This window comes from Citrobacter sp. Marseille-Q3906, from assembly GCF_916618775.1.
GTDB classification, from domain to species: Bacteria; Pseudomonadota; Gammaproteobacteria; order Enterobacterales; family Enterobacteriaceae; genus Citrobacter; species Citrobacter murliniae.
In genome coordinates, this window is the sequence record NZ_CAKAKA010000002.1 from 735,788 (window position 1) to 752,265 (window position 16,478).

At 49.4% G+C, this 16,478-nt stretch carries 13 protein-coding genes; 7 read left to right on the plus strand and 6 right to left on the minus strand.

Annotated features, from left to right (window positions below):
• The first annotated feature begins 120 nt into the window (after positions 1–120).
• From dmsA to LG384_RS07765, 4 genes are all read left to right on the plus strand, one after another.
• Positions 121–2,565 (plus strand): dimethylsulfoxide reductase subunit A, encoded by a 2,445-nt coding sequence (dmsA, locus tag LG384_RS07750; protein ID WP_200010735.1) that lies wholly within the window; start codon positions 121–123, stop codon positions 2,563–2,565.
• Between the two features lie 10 nt (positions 2,566–2,575).
• Positions 2,576–3,193 carry a dimethylsulfoxide reductase iron-sulfur subunit DmsB gene (gene dmsB, locus LG384_RS07755; RefSeq protein WP_225760704.1) on the plus strand — a complete coding sequence of 206 codons (618 nt, stop codon included), beginning with the start codon at positions 2,576–2,578 and terminating at the stop codon, positions 3,191–3,193.
• A 1-nt stretch (position 3,194) separates the two neighbouring features.
• Positions 3,195–4,058 carry a dimethyl sulfoxide reductase anchor subunit family protein gene (locus LG384_RS07760; protein ID WP_225760705.1) on the plus strand — a complete coding sequence of 288 codons (864 nt, stop codon included), beginning with the start codon at positions 3,195–3,197 and terminating at the stop codon, positions 4,056–4,058.
• A 309-nt stretch (positions 4,059–4,367) separates the two neighbouring features.
• On the plus strand, positions 4,368–5,519 hold the full coding sequence (locus LG384_RS07765) for an MFS transporter (protein WP_225760706.1): 1,152 nt from the start codon (positions 4,368–4,370) through the stop codon (positions 5,517–5,519).
• Here LG384_RS07765 and LG384_RS07770 read toward each other — a convergent pair.
• From LG384_RS07770 to ycaO, 6 genes are all read right to left on the minus strand, one after another.
• Entirely contained in the window at positions 5,459–5,668 is a 210-nt protein-coding gene (locus LG384_RS07770) for a PTS sugar transporter subunit IIA (protein ID WP_081918189.1), read from the minus strand. The two genes, LG384_RS07765 and LG384_RS07770, sit on opposite strands and share 61 nt — an antisense overlap.
• Before the next feature lie 96 nt (positions 5,669–5,764).
• On the minus strand, positions 5,765–6,559 hold the full coding sequence (locus LG384_RS07775) for a hypothetical protein (RefSeq protein WP_225760707.1): 795 nt from the start codon (positions 6,557–6,559) through the stop codon (positions 5,765–5,767).
• An 88-nt stretch (positions 6,560–6,647) separates the two neighbouring features.
• Complete coding sequence (pflA, locus tag LG384_RS07780; protein WP_045441255.1) at positions 6,648–7,388, minus strand: pyruvate formate lyase 1-activating protein; 741 nt, start codon at positions 7,386–7,388, stop codon at positions 6,648–6,650.
• A 180-nt stretch (positions 7,389–7,568) separates the two neighbouring features.
• Complete coding sequence (pflB, locus tag LG384_RS07785) at positions 7,569–9,851, minus strand: formate C-acetyltransferase (protein ID WP_045441256.1); 2,283 nt, start codon at positions 9,849–9,851, stop codon at positions 7,569–7,571.
• Between the two features lie 59 nt (positions 9,852–9,910).
• Complete coding sequence (gene focA / locus LG384_RS07790) at positions 9,911–10,768, minus strand: formate transporter FocA (protein ID WP_003831909.1); 858 nt, start codon at positions 10,766–10,768, stop codon at positions 9,911–9,913.
• 404 nt (positions 10,769–11,172) lie between these two features.
• Positions 11,173–12,933, minus strand: coding sequence for a 30S ribosomal protein S12 methylthiotransferase accessory factor YcaO (gene ycaO / locus LG384_RS07795; protein WP_225760708.1), 1,761 nt, complete (start codon positions 12,931–12,933; stop codon positions 11,173–11,175).
• Between the two features lie 136 nt (positions 12,934–13,069).
• Between ycaO and LG384_RS07800 the strand changes: the two genes are divergently transcribed.
• The 3 genes from LG384_RS07800 (at position 13,070) to aroA (ending at position 16,418) form a co-directional block, all read left to right on the plus strand.
• The gene (locus LG384_RS07800; RefSeq protein ID WP_045441258.1) at positions 13,070–13,762 is read left to right on the plus strand and encodes a DUF421 domain-containing protein; all 693 of its coding nucleotides are present in this window, start codon (positions 13,070–13,072) and stop codon (positions 13,760–13,762) included.
• Between the two features lie 213 nt (positions 13,763–13,975).
• A complete protein-coding gene (gene serC / locus LG384_RS07805; RefSeq protein ID WP_200010745.1) occupies positions 13,976–15,064 on the plus strand; it encodes a 3-phosphoserine/phosphohydroxythreonine transaminase in 1,089 nt (362 codons plus the stop codon).
• A gap of 70 nt (positions 15,065–15,134) precedes the next feature.
• Complete coding sequence (gene aroA / locus LG384_RS07810) at positions 15,135–16,418, plus strand: 3-phosphoshikimate 1-carboxyvinyltransferase (protein WP_225760709.1); 1,284 nt, start codon at positions 15,135–15,137, stop codon at positions 16,416–16,418.
• Positions 16,419–16,478 lie beyond the last annotated feature (60 nt).

The window sequence follows — 16,478 nt, forward strand, 5'->3', positions numbered from 1 at the left end:
TATCTCTGTCTTTACGCAAATTCACTATATACCAGTCTGTATAACGATAATATCGATATATAAATATCTATACAACGAGTATTTCTTTTTTGTTTATTGTGAGCAGCAGAGTGAGTCACTATGAAAACTAAGATCCCCGATGCCGTACTGGCAGCTGAGGTGAGTCGTCGCGGTTTGGTAAAAACGACGGCGATAGGCGGACTGGCGATGGCCAGTAGCGCATTTACCCTGCCATTTACCCGCATAGCAAATGCCGCAGAAGCCATTAATCCGGCGCAGATCAATGAGAAAGTGATCTGGAGCGCCTGTACGGTGAACTGCGGTAGCCGCTGTCCGTTGCGTATGCATGTGGTGGATGGTGAAATAAAGTATGTTGAAACCGATAATACCGGCGATGACAATTATGACGGCCTGCACCAGATTCGTGCCTGTCTGCGCGGCCGCTCCATGCGTCGTCGCGTCTATAACCCGGACCGTCTGAAATATCCGATGAAGCGTGTCGGTAAGCGCGGTGAAGGCAAATTCGAGCGTATAAGTTGGGATGAAGCCTACGATATTATCGCCAGCAATATGCAACGTCTGATCAAAGACTACGGTAACGAGTCTATTTACCTCAACTACGGTACCGGTACGCTGGGAGGCACCATGACGCGCTCATGGCCGCCGGGAAAAACGCTGGTTGCTCGCTTGATGAACTGTTGTGGCGGCTATCTGAACCACTACGGTGACTACTCTTCTGCGCAGATTGCTGCTGGTCTGAACTACACCTATGGCGGCTGGGCGGACGGTAATAGCCCGTCTGATATCGAAAACAGCAAGCTTGTTGTTCTGTTTGGTAATAACCCTGGTGAAACCCGCATGAGCGGTGGTGGGGTAACGTATTACCTTGAGCAGGCGAGGCAGAAGTCAAATGCCCGTATGATCATTATAGATCCTCGTTATACCGATACTGGTGCGGGGCGCGAGGACGAATGGATCCCGATTAGACCGGGCACCGATGCGGCGCTGGTCAATGGTCTGGCGTACGTATTGATCAGCGAAAATATGGTTGATCAACCGTTTCTCGATAAATACTGCGTGGGATACGATGAGAAAACCCTTCCGGCAGGTGCGCCAAAAAATGGCCACTACAAGGCTTACATCCTCGGGCAGGGTAAAGATGGTATAGCGAAGACTCCGGAATGGGCTGCGCAGATAACAGGTATTCCGGCTGACCGTATCGTTAAGCTGGCACGTGAGATTGGTAGTGCCAAACCCGCCTATATCAGCCAGGGCTGGGGACCACAGCGTCATGCTAACGGTGAAATTGCTACCCGTGCTATTTCCATGCTGGCTATTCTGACCGGTAACGTCGGTATTAACGGCGGTAACAGCGGCGCGCGTGAAGGCTCTTACAGTTTACCGTTTGAACGTATGCCTACGCTGGAAAACCCTGTTGAAACCAGTATCTCGATGTTTATGTGGACCGACGCGATTGAACGCGGCCCGGAAATGACGGCGCTACGTGACGGCGTTCGTGGAAAAGATAAACTCGACGTTCCGATTAAAATGATCTGGAACTATGCTGGTAACTGTCTGATTAACCAGCATTCCGATATCAACCGCACTCACGAAATCCTTCAGGATGATAAGAAGTGCGAAATGATTGTTGTCATTGACTGCCATATGACATCCTCGGCTAAATACGCCGATATTTTGCTGCCAGACTGCACAGCTTCCGAACAAATGGATTTCGCCCTCGACGCTTCGTGCGGGAATATGTCCTATGTGATATTCACCGACCAGGCCATCAAGCCACGCTTTGAGTGCAAGACTATCTATCAAATGACCAGCGAGCTGGCAAAACGCCTGGGCGTCGAGCAGCAGTTTACTGAGGGTCGTACTCAGGAAGAGTGGATGCGTCATCTGTACGAGCAGTCACGCAAAGCGATACCTGAATTGCCGACGTTTGAAGAGTTCCGCAAGCAAGGGATCTTCAAACAGCGCGATCCCGAAGGACATCACGTAGCTTACAAAGCATTCCGCGAGGATCCAAAAGCAAATCCACTTACCACGCCATCGGGCAAGATCGAAATTTATTCCCAGGAACTGGCGGATATCGCAGCAACCTGGGAACTGCCTGAAGACGACGTGATTGATCCATTGCCAATCTACGCCCCGGGATTTGAAAGCTTAAACGATCCGTTGGCGGATAAATTTCCCCTGCAGTTGACGGGATTTCACTATAAGTCTCGCGTTCACTCAACCTATGGCAACGTTGATGTTCTGAAAGCATCTTGCCGCCAGGAAATGTGGATTAACCCGCTGGACGCGCAAAGACGTGGTATTAACAACGGCGACAAAGTACGTATCTTTAATGACCGTGGCGAGGTGCATATTGAGGCGAAAGTAACGCCACGTATGATGCCAGGCGTTGTGGCGTTAGGTGAGGGGGCATGGTATGACCCGGATGTGAAACGTGTGGATCAGGGCGGTTGTATTAACGTGCTGACAACCCAGCGTCCTTCTCCTCTCGCCAAGGGGAACCCGTCACATACGAACCTTGTTCAGGTTGAAAAGGTGTAAGGAGTAACCGATGACAACCCAGTATGGATTTTTTATTGATTCCAGCCGTTGCACCGGTTGCAAAACCTGCGAACTGGCCTGTAAAGACTACAAAGATTTAACTCCGGATGTCAGCTTCCGTCGTATTTATGAATACGCTGGCGGCGACTGGCAGGAAGATAACGGCGTCTGGCATCAGAACGTTTTTGCCTATTATCTCTCCATCGCATGTAACCACTGCGAAGACCCGGCCTGCACCAAGGTTTGTCCGAGCGGAGCTATGCACAAACGTGAAGATGGTTTTGTGGTCGTTGATGAGGACGTGTGCATCGGATGTCGTTATTGCCATATGGCCTGCCCTTATGGCGCTCCGCAATACAATGCTGCTAAAGGGCATATGACCAAGTGTGATGGCTGTCATGACCGTATTGCAGAGGGTAAAAAACCAATCTGCGTTGAGTCCTGCCCGTTACGTGCACTAGATTTTGGCCCGATTGATGAACTGCGTAAAAAGCACGGAGAACTGGCTGCGGTTGCGCCATTGCCGGGTGCGCACTTCACCAAACCTTGTATTGTGATCAAGCCTAACGCCAATAGCCGCCCTACAGGGGATACCACGGGTTATCTGGCAAATCCGAAGGAGGTGTAAGATGGGAAGTGGATGGCATGAGTGGCCGCTGATGATCTTCACTGTTTTCGGACAGTGTGTGGTTGGTGGCTTTATTGTTCTGGCACTTGCGCTGATGAAAGGGGATTTACGCCCTGAATCACAACAACGTGTGATTGCCTGTATGTTTGGCCTGTGGGTGTTAATGGGGATCGGTTTTATTGCTTCCATGCTGCACCTGGGGTCACCTGTGCGAGCCTTTAACTCACTCAACCGTGTAGGTTCTTCTGCACTGAGTAATGAAATCGCCAGCGGCTCGCTCTTCTTCGCCGTTGGTGGTATCGGTTGGTTGTTGGCGGTATTGAAAAAAATGTCACCAGCATTACGTAATCTTTGGCTGGTTGCCACCATGGTACTGGGCGTAGCTTTTGTCTGGATGATGGTATGTGTGTATAACACCATTGATACGGTACCAACCTGGTTCAGTATCTGGACGCCGCTGGGCTTCTTCCTGACGCTATTTATGGGGGGGCCACTGCTGGGTTATCTGCTGCTGCGCGTTGCCGGAATTGATGGTTGGGCAATGCGACTGCTGCCGGCTATTTCAGTACTTGCACTGGTGGTAAGCGCCATCATGTCCGTGATGCAGGGGGCTGAGCTGGCAACTATCCACAGTTCAATTCAGCAGGCATCTACCCTTGTGCCGGATTACGGTTCGCTGATGGCATGGCGTATTGTGGCATTGGCTTTAGCGCTGTGCTGCTGGATAGTGCCGCAAGTAAAGGGCTATCAACCAGCAATACCACTGCTTTCAGTCGCATTTATACTGCTGTTGGTGGGTGAATTGATCGGTCGCGGCGTGTTTTATGGTCTGCATATGACAGTCGGCATGGCAGTTGCCAGTTAAAGTCTGTTTGTCGGCATGATATGAAAGCCGGGGTTAATACCCCGGTTTTTTTACATCTGACTGGTAATAACAGAAAAAAAGACAAAATGAACCATGAAATTTTTCGACTGAACGTAACGGGGCAGTTTTGTTTTAGATCAATTTAAACAATCAGATGGCGTCAGGCAGATTATCATCATTGATGATGAGAATTAGTATTTCAAATCGATCACATTGAAATCGTGCTACAGGCCGTAGTCAGCCGATTGACAATGTTTTTGGCAGTGGCATGATGCGCATGAAATTTGAACTTCCTCACGGTTTTTATTCATGTCCACCTATACCCGACCCGTCATGCTGCTGCTGTGCGGGCTGCTTCTATTGACCCTGGCGATCGCCGTGTTAAACACGCTCGTCCCGCTTTGGCTCGCCCATGAAAATTTGCCAACCTGGCAAGTGGGAGTGGTCAGCTCGTCTTATTTCACCGGCAATCTGATTGGGACATTACTTACCGGGTATTTAATTAGACACCTTGGCTTTAATCGCAGCTATTACATTGCATCGTTTATTTTTGCAGTGGGTTGTGTGGGATTGGGCGTTATGGTGGGATTCTGGAGCTGGATGACCTGGCGCTTTATTGCGGGCGTAGGTTGCGCCATGATTTGGGTGGTGGTGGAAAGCGCGCTAATGTGCAGCGGAACTTCGCGTAATCGCGGACGCTTACTTGCTGCATATATGATGGTCTATTACGTGGGGACGTTTTTAGGACAGCTGTTGGTCAGTAAAGTATCGACAGAATTAATGAACGTTCTGCCATGGGTTACTGGCACGATCCTGGCCGGGGTCTTACCGTTGCTCTTTACGCGCATTGTGAACCAACAGAGTGATGATCATCATTCGACGACCCCAATTGCCTCCATGTTGAAGCTTCGACAGGCTCGCCTGGGCGTGAATGGCTGTATTATTTCCGGAATTGTGCTGGGTTCTTTGTACGGTTTGATGCCGTTGTATCTCAATCATCAGGGAGTCAGCAATGCCAGCATTGGCTTCTGGATGGCCGTTCTGGTCAGCGCCGGGATTCTGGGGCAATGGCCGATTGGTCGTATGGCGGATAAATTAGGCCGTCTGTTGGTTTTGCGTGTGCAGGTGTTCGTGGTGATCCTCGGTAGTATCGCTATGCTGAATCAGGCGGCGATGGCACCCGCGTTGTTCATGCTGGGAGCGGCAGGTTTTACCCTCTATCCGGTAGCAATGGCCTGGGCCTGCGAGAAAGTTGAGCATCATCAACTGGTCGCCATGAATCAGGCACTGTTATTAAGCTATACCGTGGGTAGCCTGCTTGGACCGTCATTTACCGCCATGCTGATGCAGAATTATTCTGACAGCGTGTTGTTTATTATGATCGCCAGTGTGTCGTTTATTTATTTGCTGATGCTGCTTCGTAAGGCAGGGCATACACCAAACTCTGTGGCGCATGTCTGAGTTGTATTAAGTAAAATAGCGTGAAGTTCCTGTTGGCTGCTAACAGTGGCGAGTTGTTGCAGATGCTCAGCCTCATCCAGCCAGCACACCAGCTGTTGAATAATCCTGATATGCTGAGTGCCATCAGATGCGACAAGTACAATAATTATCCGTACTTCAGGCTAGCCAGGAAAACATACTGGCGTGGTCAAGGCATAGTAATGACAAATGCGTCTCATGGCTGCTTTTCAGACGTTATGGTGCTCTTATTCCAGAGGCATAAGGGATTTGGGTACGACATAGTGCTTGCCATCATATCGTAGCAATGTTGTCGTTTTGCCTGGTTTGTCCTTTGATACACACTCGCCATTGGCGTCAGTATGTGTGGTGGATGCTACGTTTTTCTCGGTTACCCGTATATTGGCGTATCCCTTCTGTGAGCCGGGTTCCAGAGCCAGGGTGCGTTTAACATCGTTAAATGTGCCTGCACAGTTTCCATCCCATTCGCCGCTGCTATTTTCAAGCACAATACCGTTTAATATTGTCCGTAACTGGTTATCCTCAATGACAAACAGCGACAGTGCATCTTCACTCATAGGGTTCACTCGTGAGCTGCCGTTGCGCATGATATGCAAGCCGAATGCAGTCTGGTTAGGTTTAACTTTCCAGCGTGCTGTATCAAGAGTAATGCCTGTAATACGAAAAGCGTCATCGTCCATACGCGCAGGAAGATTTAATCGCTGTTTGACGTTGAGGGTAGCGGAATCCAGCACCAGAAGTTCCAGATCGCCTGAGTGATCGTAATCGGTATACTGCTGAGACATCAATGGAACCGCTGCCAGTGTCAGCTCCGGTTGTGCCGGCCAGACCTTGCAAATCGCGCTTTGGGGAGAATTGGCGCTGGTGGTGATAACCTGGTTATCTTTGGTGATGATGCCCTGCGGTGTAGATGTTGCATCTGGCCACGCATGCTGGACGATGGCATTGATATCGCAGCTGCTGGCGGCATTTACGCACTGGGCTGACAGCAGTAAAACTCCTGAGATGAATAAGCGCTTCACATCCTTTCCTTTGTTATGACCTGAATATCAGATGCTTTAGATAGCAAAACGGCTGCCCTGATGGCAGCCGTTTCGATGAGGCAAAAAATCAATACATCACTTTGTGACCATATTGCTCAAGGATACCTTTCACGCGCTCCATGGTCTCTTTCTTCGGCGGCTTAACACCATCCAGTTTGTACTCTTCGCCCATCGCCACCCATTTGTGTTTACCCAACTCGTGATAAGGCAGTAGTTCGATTTTTTCTACGTTGCCCATATCACGGGTAAACTCACCCAGACGGTGCGCGGAATCGTCATCGTCAGACCAACCGGGGACGACAACGTAGCGGATCCACACTTTAATATCTTTGTTAGACAGGTAGCGAGCAAATTCCAGTGTACGATGGTTAGATACACCCACAAGGTTCTGATGGATTTCGTCGTTCATCTGTTTAAGATCGAGCATTACCAGGTCAGTCACTTCCAGCAGTTCATCAATAACTGGATCGTAGCGGCGAACAAAACCGTTAGTATCAAGACAGGTATGAATACCTTCTTTCTTACAGGCACGAAACCAGTCACGAACAAATTCAGCCTGCAGGATGGCCTCACCGCCGGATGCCGTTACGCCGCCACCGGAAGCATTCATAAAGTGGCGATAAGTTACCACTTCTTTCATTAACTCTTCGACAGTAACTTCTTTGCCACCGTGCGTATCCCACGTATCACGGTTGTGGCAATACAGGCAACGCATCAGGCAGCCCTGGAAGAAAGTGATAAAACGGATGCCTGGGCCGTCTACGGTGCCACAGGATTCAAAGGAGTGAATGCGACCAATAACTGACATTGCGGTGTTTCTCCAGGTGTGGCCCATCCGGGGCCTGTGTTAGTGCACAGTTGTTCACTGTGTCGAGTCTGTTTTGGCAGTCATCCATAAGTATAGATAGCTGGCGAAAGAGACTTAGTTGTTAAAAAGGCCCCACTTACGTGGAGCCTTTATTGTACGCTTTTTCAGTCAGACTGGGAATTACATGGTCTGAGTGAAGGTACGAGTGATAACGTCCTGCTGCTGTTCTTTAGTCAGGGAGTTAAAACGTACTGCGTAGCCAGAAACACGGATGGTCAGCTGCGGATATTTTTCCGGATGTTCCATCGCATCCAGCAGCATTTCGCGGTTCATGACGTTCACGTTCAGGTGCTGACCACCTTCGATGGACGCTTCATGGTGGAAGTAACCATCCATCAGACCAGCCAGGTTGGTCTTACGAACTTCGTCGTCTTTACCCAGAGCGTTCGGAACGATAGAGAAGGTGTAAGAGATACCATCTTTAGCGTAAGCAAACGGCAGTTTTGCAACAGAGGTCAGAGAGGCAACAGCACCTTTCTGGTCACGACCGTGCATTGGGTTAGCACCAGGTCCGAACGGCGCGCCAGCACGACGACCATCTGGGGTGTTACCTGTTTTCTTACCATACACAACGTTAGAAGTGATGGTCAGAACAGACTGAGTCGGGATAGCGTTACGGTAGGTAGTCAGTTTCTGAATTTTCTTCATGAAACGTTCTACCAGGTCAACCGCCATGTCATCAACGCGAGAGTCGTTGTTACCAAACTGCGGGTATTCGCCTTCGATTTCGAAGTCAACAGCCAGGCCGTCTTCGTCACGAATCGGTTTAACTTTCGCATATTTGATTGCAGACAGGGAGTCAGCAGCAACGGACAGACCAGCGATACCACACGCCATGGTGCGGATAACATCACGGTCGTGCAGCGCCATCAGAGAGGCTTCGTAGCTGTACTTGTCGTGCATGTAGTGGATAACGTTCAGTGCGGTGACGTACTGTTTTGCCAGCCAGTCCATGAAGTGATCCATGCGCTCCATAACTTCGTCGAAGTTCAGGACGTCGCCTTTGATCGGCTCAGACTTAGGACCAACCTGCATTTTCAGTTTTTCATCAACGCCGCCGTTGATTGCGTACAGCATGGTTTTCGCCAGGTTTGCACGCGCACCGAAGAACTGCATTTGTTTACCAACAACCATTGGGCTGACGCAGCAAGCGATAGCGTAATCGTCGTTGTTGAAGTCCGGACGCATCAGGTCATCGTTCTCGTACTGCAGAGAAGAGGTATCGATGGACACTTTAGCGGCGAATTTCTTGAAGTTCAGAGGCAGTTTTTCAGACCACAGAACGGTGATGTTCGGCTCCGGAGAAGGACCCATGGTGTACAGGGTGTTCAGGAAGCGGAAGCTGTTTTTGGTAACCAGAGTACGGCCGTCAACGCCCATACCACCGATAGATTCAGTTGCCCAAATCGGGTCACCGGAGAACAGTTCATCATATTCAGGGGTACGCAGGAAGCGAACCATACGCAGTTTCATGACCAGGTGGTCAATCATTTCCTGAGCGTCTTGCTCGGTGATTTTGCCTGCTTTGATATCGCGTTCGATGTAAGCATCCAGGAAGGTGGATACACGACCGAAGGACATTGCTGCACCGTTCTGAGACTTAACAGCGGCCAGGTAGCCGAAGTAGGTCCACTGGATAGCTTCCTGAGCGTTGGTAGCCGGACCAGAGATATCGCAGCCATATTTAGCAGCCATTTCTTTGATCTGACCCAGCGCGCGGTGCTGTTCAGCGATTTCTTCACGCAGACGGATAGTCGCTTCCAGGTTTACGCCATTTTCCAGATCGGATTGCAGAGAAACGAACTGAGCGTATTTGTCTTTCATCAGGTAGTCGATACCGTACAGCGCAACGCGACGGTAGTCACCGATGATACGACCACGGCCATACGCATCTGGCAGACCAGTCAGAACACCGGATTTACGGCAGTTCAGAATGTCTTTGGTATAAACATCGAATACACCCTGGTTGTGGGTTTTGCGGTATTCGGTGAAGATTTTTTTCAGCATCGGGTCCAGTTCGCGATTGTACGCTTTGCAGGAACCTTCAACCATTTTGATGCCGCCAAACGGGATAATTGCACGTTTCAGCGGAGCTTCAGTCTGCAGACCAACAATTTTCTCGAGCGCTTTGTTGATGTAACCAGCGTCGTGAGAAGTGATGGTAGAAGCAACGGAGGTGTCAAAGTCAACAGGCGCGTGAGTGCGGTTTTCCTGTTTAACGCCTTCCATCACGCTGTCCCACAGTGCGGTGGTCGCTTCAGTCGCGCCAGCCAGGAAGGACTCGTCACCCTCGTACGGAGTGTAGTTTTTCTGAATGAAGTCACGGACGTTTACTTCATTCTGCCAATCACCTTTGGTAAAACCTTCCCAGGCTGTGGCTAACTTTTCATTAAGCTCGGACATGTAACACCTACCTTCTTAAGTGGATTTTTTATTTACTGCGTGTAATGAACATCAACAAATTAATGATGATCGTTACCACGCAGGTAAATGACCCAGTATGTCAACCCGACCAACAAACCGCCGCCGATAATGTTACCGATCGTAACCGGAATCAGGTTATCGGTGATGAAATTCATCACGGTCAGGTGAGAAAAATTCTCCGGAGAGGAACCGACTGCGGTCCAGAATTCCGGGGTGGCGAAATCGCGTATTACGATACCCATAGGGATCATAAACATGTTTGCGATACTGTGCTCAAAACCGCTGGCAACAAACATTGCGACCGGTAATACCATGATAAACGCTTTGTCCATCAGGCTGCGACCTGAGTAGCTCATCCATACGGCCAGACATACCATCAGGTTAGCCAGAATGCCAAGGCTAACAGCCTCAACAAAAGTATGGTGCACTTTGTGATCGGCTGTTTGTAGAACGTTAAGCCCCCATGCGCCATTGGCGGTCATGTACTCGCCAGAAAGCCACATCAGTAACACGAAGATGAGGGCGCCAATCAGGTTGCCGACATATACGTTAAGCCAGTTCTTTGCCAGTTGGCCCCAGGTAATACGACCACTCGCCTTAGCGACGACAATCAGTACCGTTGAGGTGAAGAGGTCTGCACCGCAGACAACACACAGGATCAACCCCAGGGAAAAGCAGATACCACCCACCAATTTTGCCATACCGAAAGGCATTGTTCCGGTGCCGGTGGTGGCGGTGATATAGAAAACAAAGGCAATTGAAATGAATACACCGGCAGTAATTGCCAGATAGAACGTCTTAAGCGGATGTTTCGTTGCTTTATAGACGCCTGCTTCTTCGGCAACTTTGGCCATTGCAGCAGGTAGAATAAGATCAAAAGGGTTGTCAGCTTTCACACTAACTCTCTCTTTATTAAGTCGGCGACGAGATACTAACAAAGCATTATAGATGAGAATTTGATATAGATCATATCTCGCCTGGCTTATAGGCCCGTAAGACGCATGGTTTTTATGCAATTACGGTGTAACTTTTTGATTATCCAAGTAAAAATAAATTTTAAAAATTATAAAGTGAGTTGAATTTTTTCCTTTTGCCCCCTGTTGAGCAGTTAATTAAAATGGAGTAATTGCAATAAAAGGTAACATTACTAAGTTAATTTTTTTAATATCAACTACTAATATTTAACCTTGCTTTTACATTTATTTTTGATTACGCAAAAATAAAAAAATGGGGCACTAAAAGCGCCCCGTAATATAGCGTAGTCAATTGTTGAAGCCTACTCAGAGTAGGCTGTTTGCCACTATTTTGACCAGTGTGCTGCTTTAGCACGCTGCAATTTTTCGTAGGCTTTCAGCAAAGACTGATGTGCTGGAAACGCTTGCAGATCGTTGTCAACGGGCTGGAGGCCATAGAAAGGCGCTTCTCCGCTCAATGCCGCACTTGCCGCTTCAACGGCATCAGCACCGTACATGCGAACAAAGGCATTCAGATATTGCAGCGGTTGCCGATCTTCTTCTTGCGACAGCAGCAACAGCGTTTGCAGACAACGGTAATAGTTTGCACGTTCGGCGCTAAAGACAGAGGCGTTAAATTCCATCGTCCATTCCGTCCAAATCAATGCCTGCTCCAGGTCGCCACCAGCCAGAGCCAGCATGACTTTTAACTCGCCAATGCGCAGGGTAGACCAACCGTTGTCCGGACCAGTCGCCAGGCCCAGCAGTTCACGCACGCGAGTAAAGTCGTCAAAACCTTCTTCATCCAGTTGTTCGAGCAGATTGAGATAGTCTTCTTTATCCCATTCACTGCCCGGCAGAGAAAGGATTGTCTCACGCAAATGCGCGCCCATACCGTTGTTCGCTAACCACAAATCTTCAGCCGGATAGATGTCAGACATACCGGGAACGATAATGCGGCAAGCGTACACGCACAGGTGTTCGTAGTCGGCGATATAAACTTCTTTATCTTCAGTGTTGAAGATAGCCATCAGGGTGGCGAGCTCCTGTTCCGTGGTTCCGGAGAAATTCCAGTCGACGAAAGGATAATCAGCATCCTGTTTGAACAGATCCCAGGAGATCAAGCCGCTGGAATCGATGAAATGAGTTTCGAGGTTGGTGTGTTCAGCGACTTCTTCGTCGTCGAAGGTCGGCGGAGTGAACACATCGAGATCTTTCAGACCACGGCCTTGTAACAGTTCGGTGACTGTACGTTCCAGTGCCACGCCAAAATCAGGATGTGCGCCGAATGAAGCAAAGCAGGTGCCATTGGCAGGGTTAAACAAAACCACGCAGATTACTGGGTATTTGCCGCCGAGAGAGCCGTCATACGCGAAAATCGGGAAACCTTCTGCTTCCAGTTTGGCGATGGACTCGACAACCGCCGGATAGCGCGCCAGCACGTCGGCAGGAATTTCCGGCAGGCTGATGCTTTCCGCGATAATACGATTCTTCACATAACGTTCAAAGACCTCAGACAAACCCTGAACGCGCGCTTCATTAGGCGTGTTACCGGCGGACATCCCGTTAGATACGTACAGGTTGCCGATAATGTTCATCGGAATATAGACGGTCTGGTTATCAGACTGGCGGGTAAACGGCAGGCCGCAGACACCGCGTTCTTCATTGCCTGACTGCAGATCGATAAGCATGCTTCCGGTCAGTTCATTTTCTGGATCGTAGAATGCGCGCAGACGCGGATCCAGCAGACCTTCCGGAACGTTGTCGTCTTCGGTCAACGGGAACCATTTTTCGTTCGGATAATGCACGAACGGACTGTTAGCGATGGTTTCACCCAACCAGAAATCAGCAAAGAAGTAGTTAGTGGACAGACGCTCAAAATATTCACCCAGCGCGGAAGCCAGCGCTGCTTTTTTCGTCGCGCCCTTACCGTTGGTGAAGCACAGTGCGCACTCTTTATCGCGGATATGTACAGACCAGACGTTAGGAACGGGGTTTAACCATGAAGCTTCTTCAATATGGAAACCGAGGTCGAGCAATTTTTGCTGGAAGCGGGCGATGGAATCTTCCAGAGCGGCATCTTTGCCGGGGATAAATGTTTGCGTCATGAAAATCACTTTTGTCGTACGGAAAGCGCGCAATGATACGGGTTTTAAATGAATGGCGCTATCGCAGCTACCACTGCGGCGTAAATAAAAGTATTGGCTATGCTTTCACACAGTCCACAACGTTTAGAGCGTAAGAATGAAAGCATTTGATTTGCAGCGTATGGCTCTTGATAAGGTGCCAATGGATTTTCTTGGCGAGGTTGCTCTGCGTAGCCTCTATACCTTTATATTAGTTTTCCTTTTCTTAAAGCTCACAGGACGGCGTGGCGTTCGTCAGATGTCACTTTTTGAAGTGCTGATTATTTTGACGCTGGGTTCAGCTGCGGGTGATGTGGCGTTCTATGACGATGTCCCTATGCTTCCGGTACTGGTGGTTTTTATGACCCTGGCGCTGCTTTATCGTTTAGTGATGTGGTTAATGGCACATAGCGAAAAGCTGGAGGATTTGCTGGAAGGCAAGCCAGTGGTCATCGTTGAGGATGGCGAACTGGCATGGTCAAAGCTTCACAACGCCAATATGACGGAATTCGAATTCTTTATGGAGCTACGTCTCAATGGTGTCGAGCAACTTGGGCAGGTCAGGCTGGCGATTCTTGAAACGAACGGGCAGATTAGCGTCTATTTTTTCGAGGATAAACAGATCAAACCCGGACTAAGCATTCTTCCCAAACACTGCACACAACGATTTAAGGTTGTACCTGAAGCGGGAGACTATGCCTGCGTACGTTGTAGTGAAGTGATCCAAATGAGTGCGGGCGATCATCAATTATGTCCGCGCTGTGCAAATCCAGAATGGTCGAAGGCCAGCCGGGCAAAACGCGTCACCTGACAGCGAAAATCTCGGTTTTTTTCCGTCAATCCGATAGATTCTGTTGTGTGATGCATCGCTCATTTTTACCCTGGTCATTTTTACCCATTGCGGCGCGTGTCACTGAATGATAAAACCGATATCCACAGGAATAACTTATACCCAATGTCTGTCACAGGAATTATCGTAACGACAGGATGTTGATCGGATAACAACACAACGTGGTGAGGGGAAATGGCTCAGGTCTTCAATTTTAGTTCAGGTCCGGCAATGCTACCGGCAGAAGTACTTAAACTGGCTCAACAGGATCTTTGTGACTGGAATGGTCTTGGCACGTCGGTAATGGAAATTAGCCACCGGGGTAAAGAGTTTATTCAGGTCGCAGAGGAAGCCGAGCAGGATTTTCGCGATCTTCTCAGTATCCCCTCCAACTATAAAGTGTTGTTCTGCCATGGTGGTGGTCGTGGGCAGTTTGCCGGTATCCCATTAAATATTCTGGGTAATAAAACTACGGCGGATTACGTTGATGCCGGTTACTGGGCAGCCAGTGCTATTAAAGAAGCGAAAAAGTACTGCACGCCGAATGTTATTGATGCCAAAGTTACCGTTGACGGCCTGCGTGCTGTCAAGCCAATGAGCGAATGGCAGCTTTCTGATAACGCGGCGTACTTGCACTTTTGTCCGAATGAAACCATCGATGGCATTGCGATCGATGAAACGCCGAAGTTTGCCAGCAATGTGGTGGTGACGGCGGATCTATCCTCCACCATTCTTTCCGGCCCGCTGGATGTTAGCCGCTATGGCGTTATCTATGCTGGTGCACAGAAGAATATCGGTCCGGCAGGGCTGACGATTGTTATCGTTCGTGAAGATTTACTGGGTAAAGCCCACGTGTCCTGTCCGTCGATCCTTGACTACACCGTACTGAACGACAATGACTCCATGTTCAATACACCACCGACTTTTGCCTGGTATCTTTCTGGTCTGGTCTTTAAATGGCTGAAAGAACAGGGTGGTGTTAATGCTATGGATAAAATTAACCAGCAAAAAGCAGAGCTACTGTATAGCGTGATTGATAACAGTGACTTCTACCGCAATGATGTCGCGAAGTCTAACCGCTCACGTATGAACGTACCGTTCCAGTTAGCTGACAGCTCGCTGGATAAACTCTTCCTGGAAGAGTCGTTCGCAGCGGGTTTGCATGCGCTGAAAGGACATCGGGTTGTCGGCGGTATGCGAGCGTCTATCTACAATGCCATGCCGCTTGAAGGTGTGAAAGCGCTGACCGATTTCATGATCGATTTCGAGCGTCGCCGCGGTTAATTTGTTGTTTCTTTTCATCCCCGCAGCCAGCCTGTGGGGTTTTTATGTCTGTTTTTGAGAGTTAAGTTTCATGGAATCCCTGACGTTACAACCCATTGCGCGGGTGGATGGCACCATCAATCTGCCTGGATCCAAAAGTGTTTCTAACCGCGCTTTGCTGCTGGCTGCATTAGCGAATGGTACTACTGTCCTGACAAACCTGCTGGACAGCGATGATGTTCGCCATATGCTCAATGCTCTGAACGCGTTAGGGATTAGCTATACCCTTTCAGCCGATCGCACTCGCTGTGAAATTACTGGCAATGGTGGCCCATTACATGCCGAAGGCGCTGTCGAACTGTTTCTTGGCAATGCCGGAACCGCGATGCGCCCTTTAGCTGCTGCGCTGTGTCTGGGAAATAATGATATCGTGCTGACGGGTGAACCGCGCATGAAAGAGCGCCCGATTGGTCATCTGGTAGATGCACTACGCCAGGGCGGAGCAGAGATTGAATACCTTGAGCAGGAAAACTATCCGCCTTTACGTCTGCGCGGTGGTTTTGTTGGCGGGCAGGTAGAGGTCGACGGCAGTGTTTCCAGCCAGTTCCTGACGGCGTTATTGATGACCGCACCGCTGGCACCGCAGGATACGACGATCGCGATTAAAGGCGAACTGGTGTCAAAACCCTACATCGACATCACACTGAATTTGATGAAAACGTTTGGTGTTGAAATTGAGAACCAGAATTACCAGCGCTTTGTGGTGCAGGGGGGGCAGCAGTACCAGTCTCCGGGTCATTACCTGGTAGAAGGGGATGCGTCATCAGCCTCTTACTTCCTCGCTGCCGGAGCGATTAAAGGCGGTACAGTAAAAGTCACTGGGATTGGCCGCAATAGTATGCAGGGCGATATTCGTTTCGCTGATGTGCTGGAAAAAATGGGCGCGACCATTACCTGGGGGGACGACTTCATAGCCTGTGCGCGCGGCGAATTAAACGCTGTTGATATGGACATGAATCACATCCCGGATGCGGCAATGACCATTGCCACCGCAGCGCTTTTTGCTAAAGGTACGACGACCTTACGTAATATCTACAACTGGCGTGTCAAAGAGACCGACCGTCTGTTCGCAATGGCGACAGAGTTACGTAAAGTTGGTGCTGAAGTGGAAGAGGGGCATGATTTTATCCGTATTACACCGCCAGCATCGTTAACATTCGCGGACATCGCGACCTATAACGATCACCGTATGGCGATGTGTTTCTCTCTGGTGGCGTTATCTGATACGCCAGTTACTATTCTTGACCCTAAATGTACCGCAAAAACCTTCCCGGATTACTTTGAACAGCTGGCGCGTATTAGTACGCCTGTCTGATTTGATCGCCGCACCATCGGGTGCGGCACATTCTTACGCTTTCTGACATCCCCGATTGTC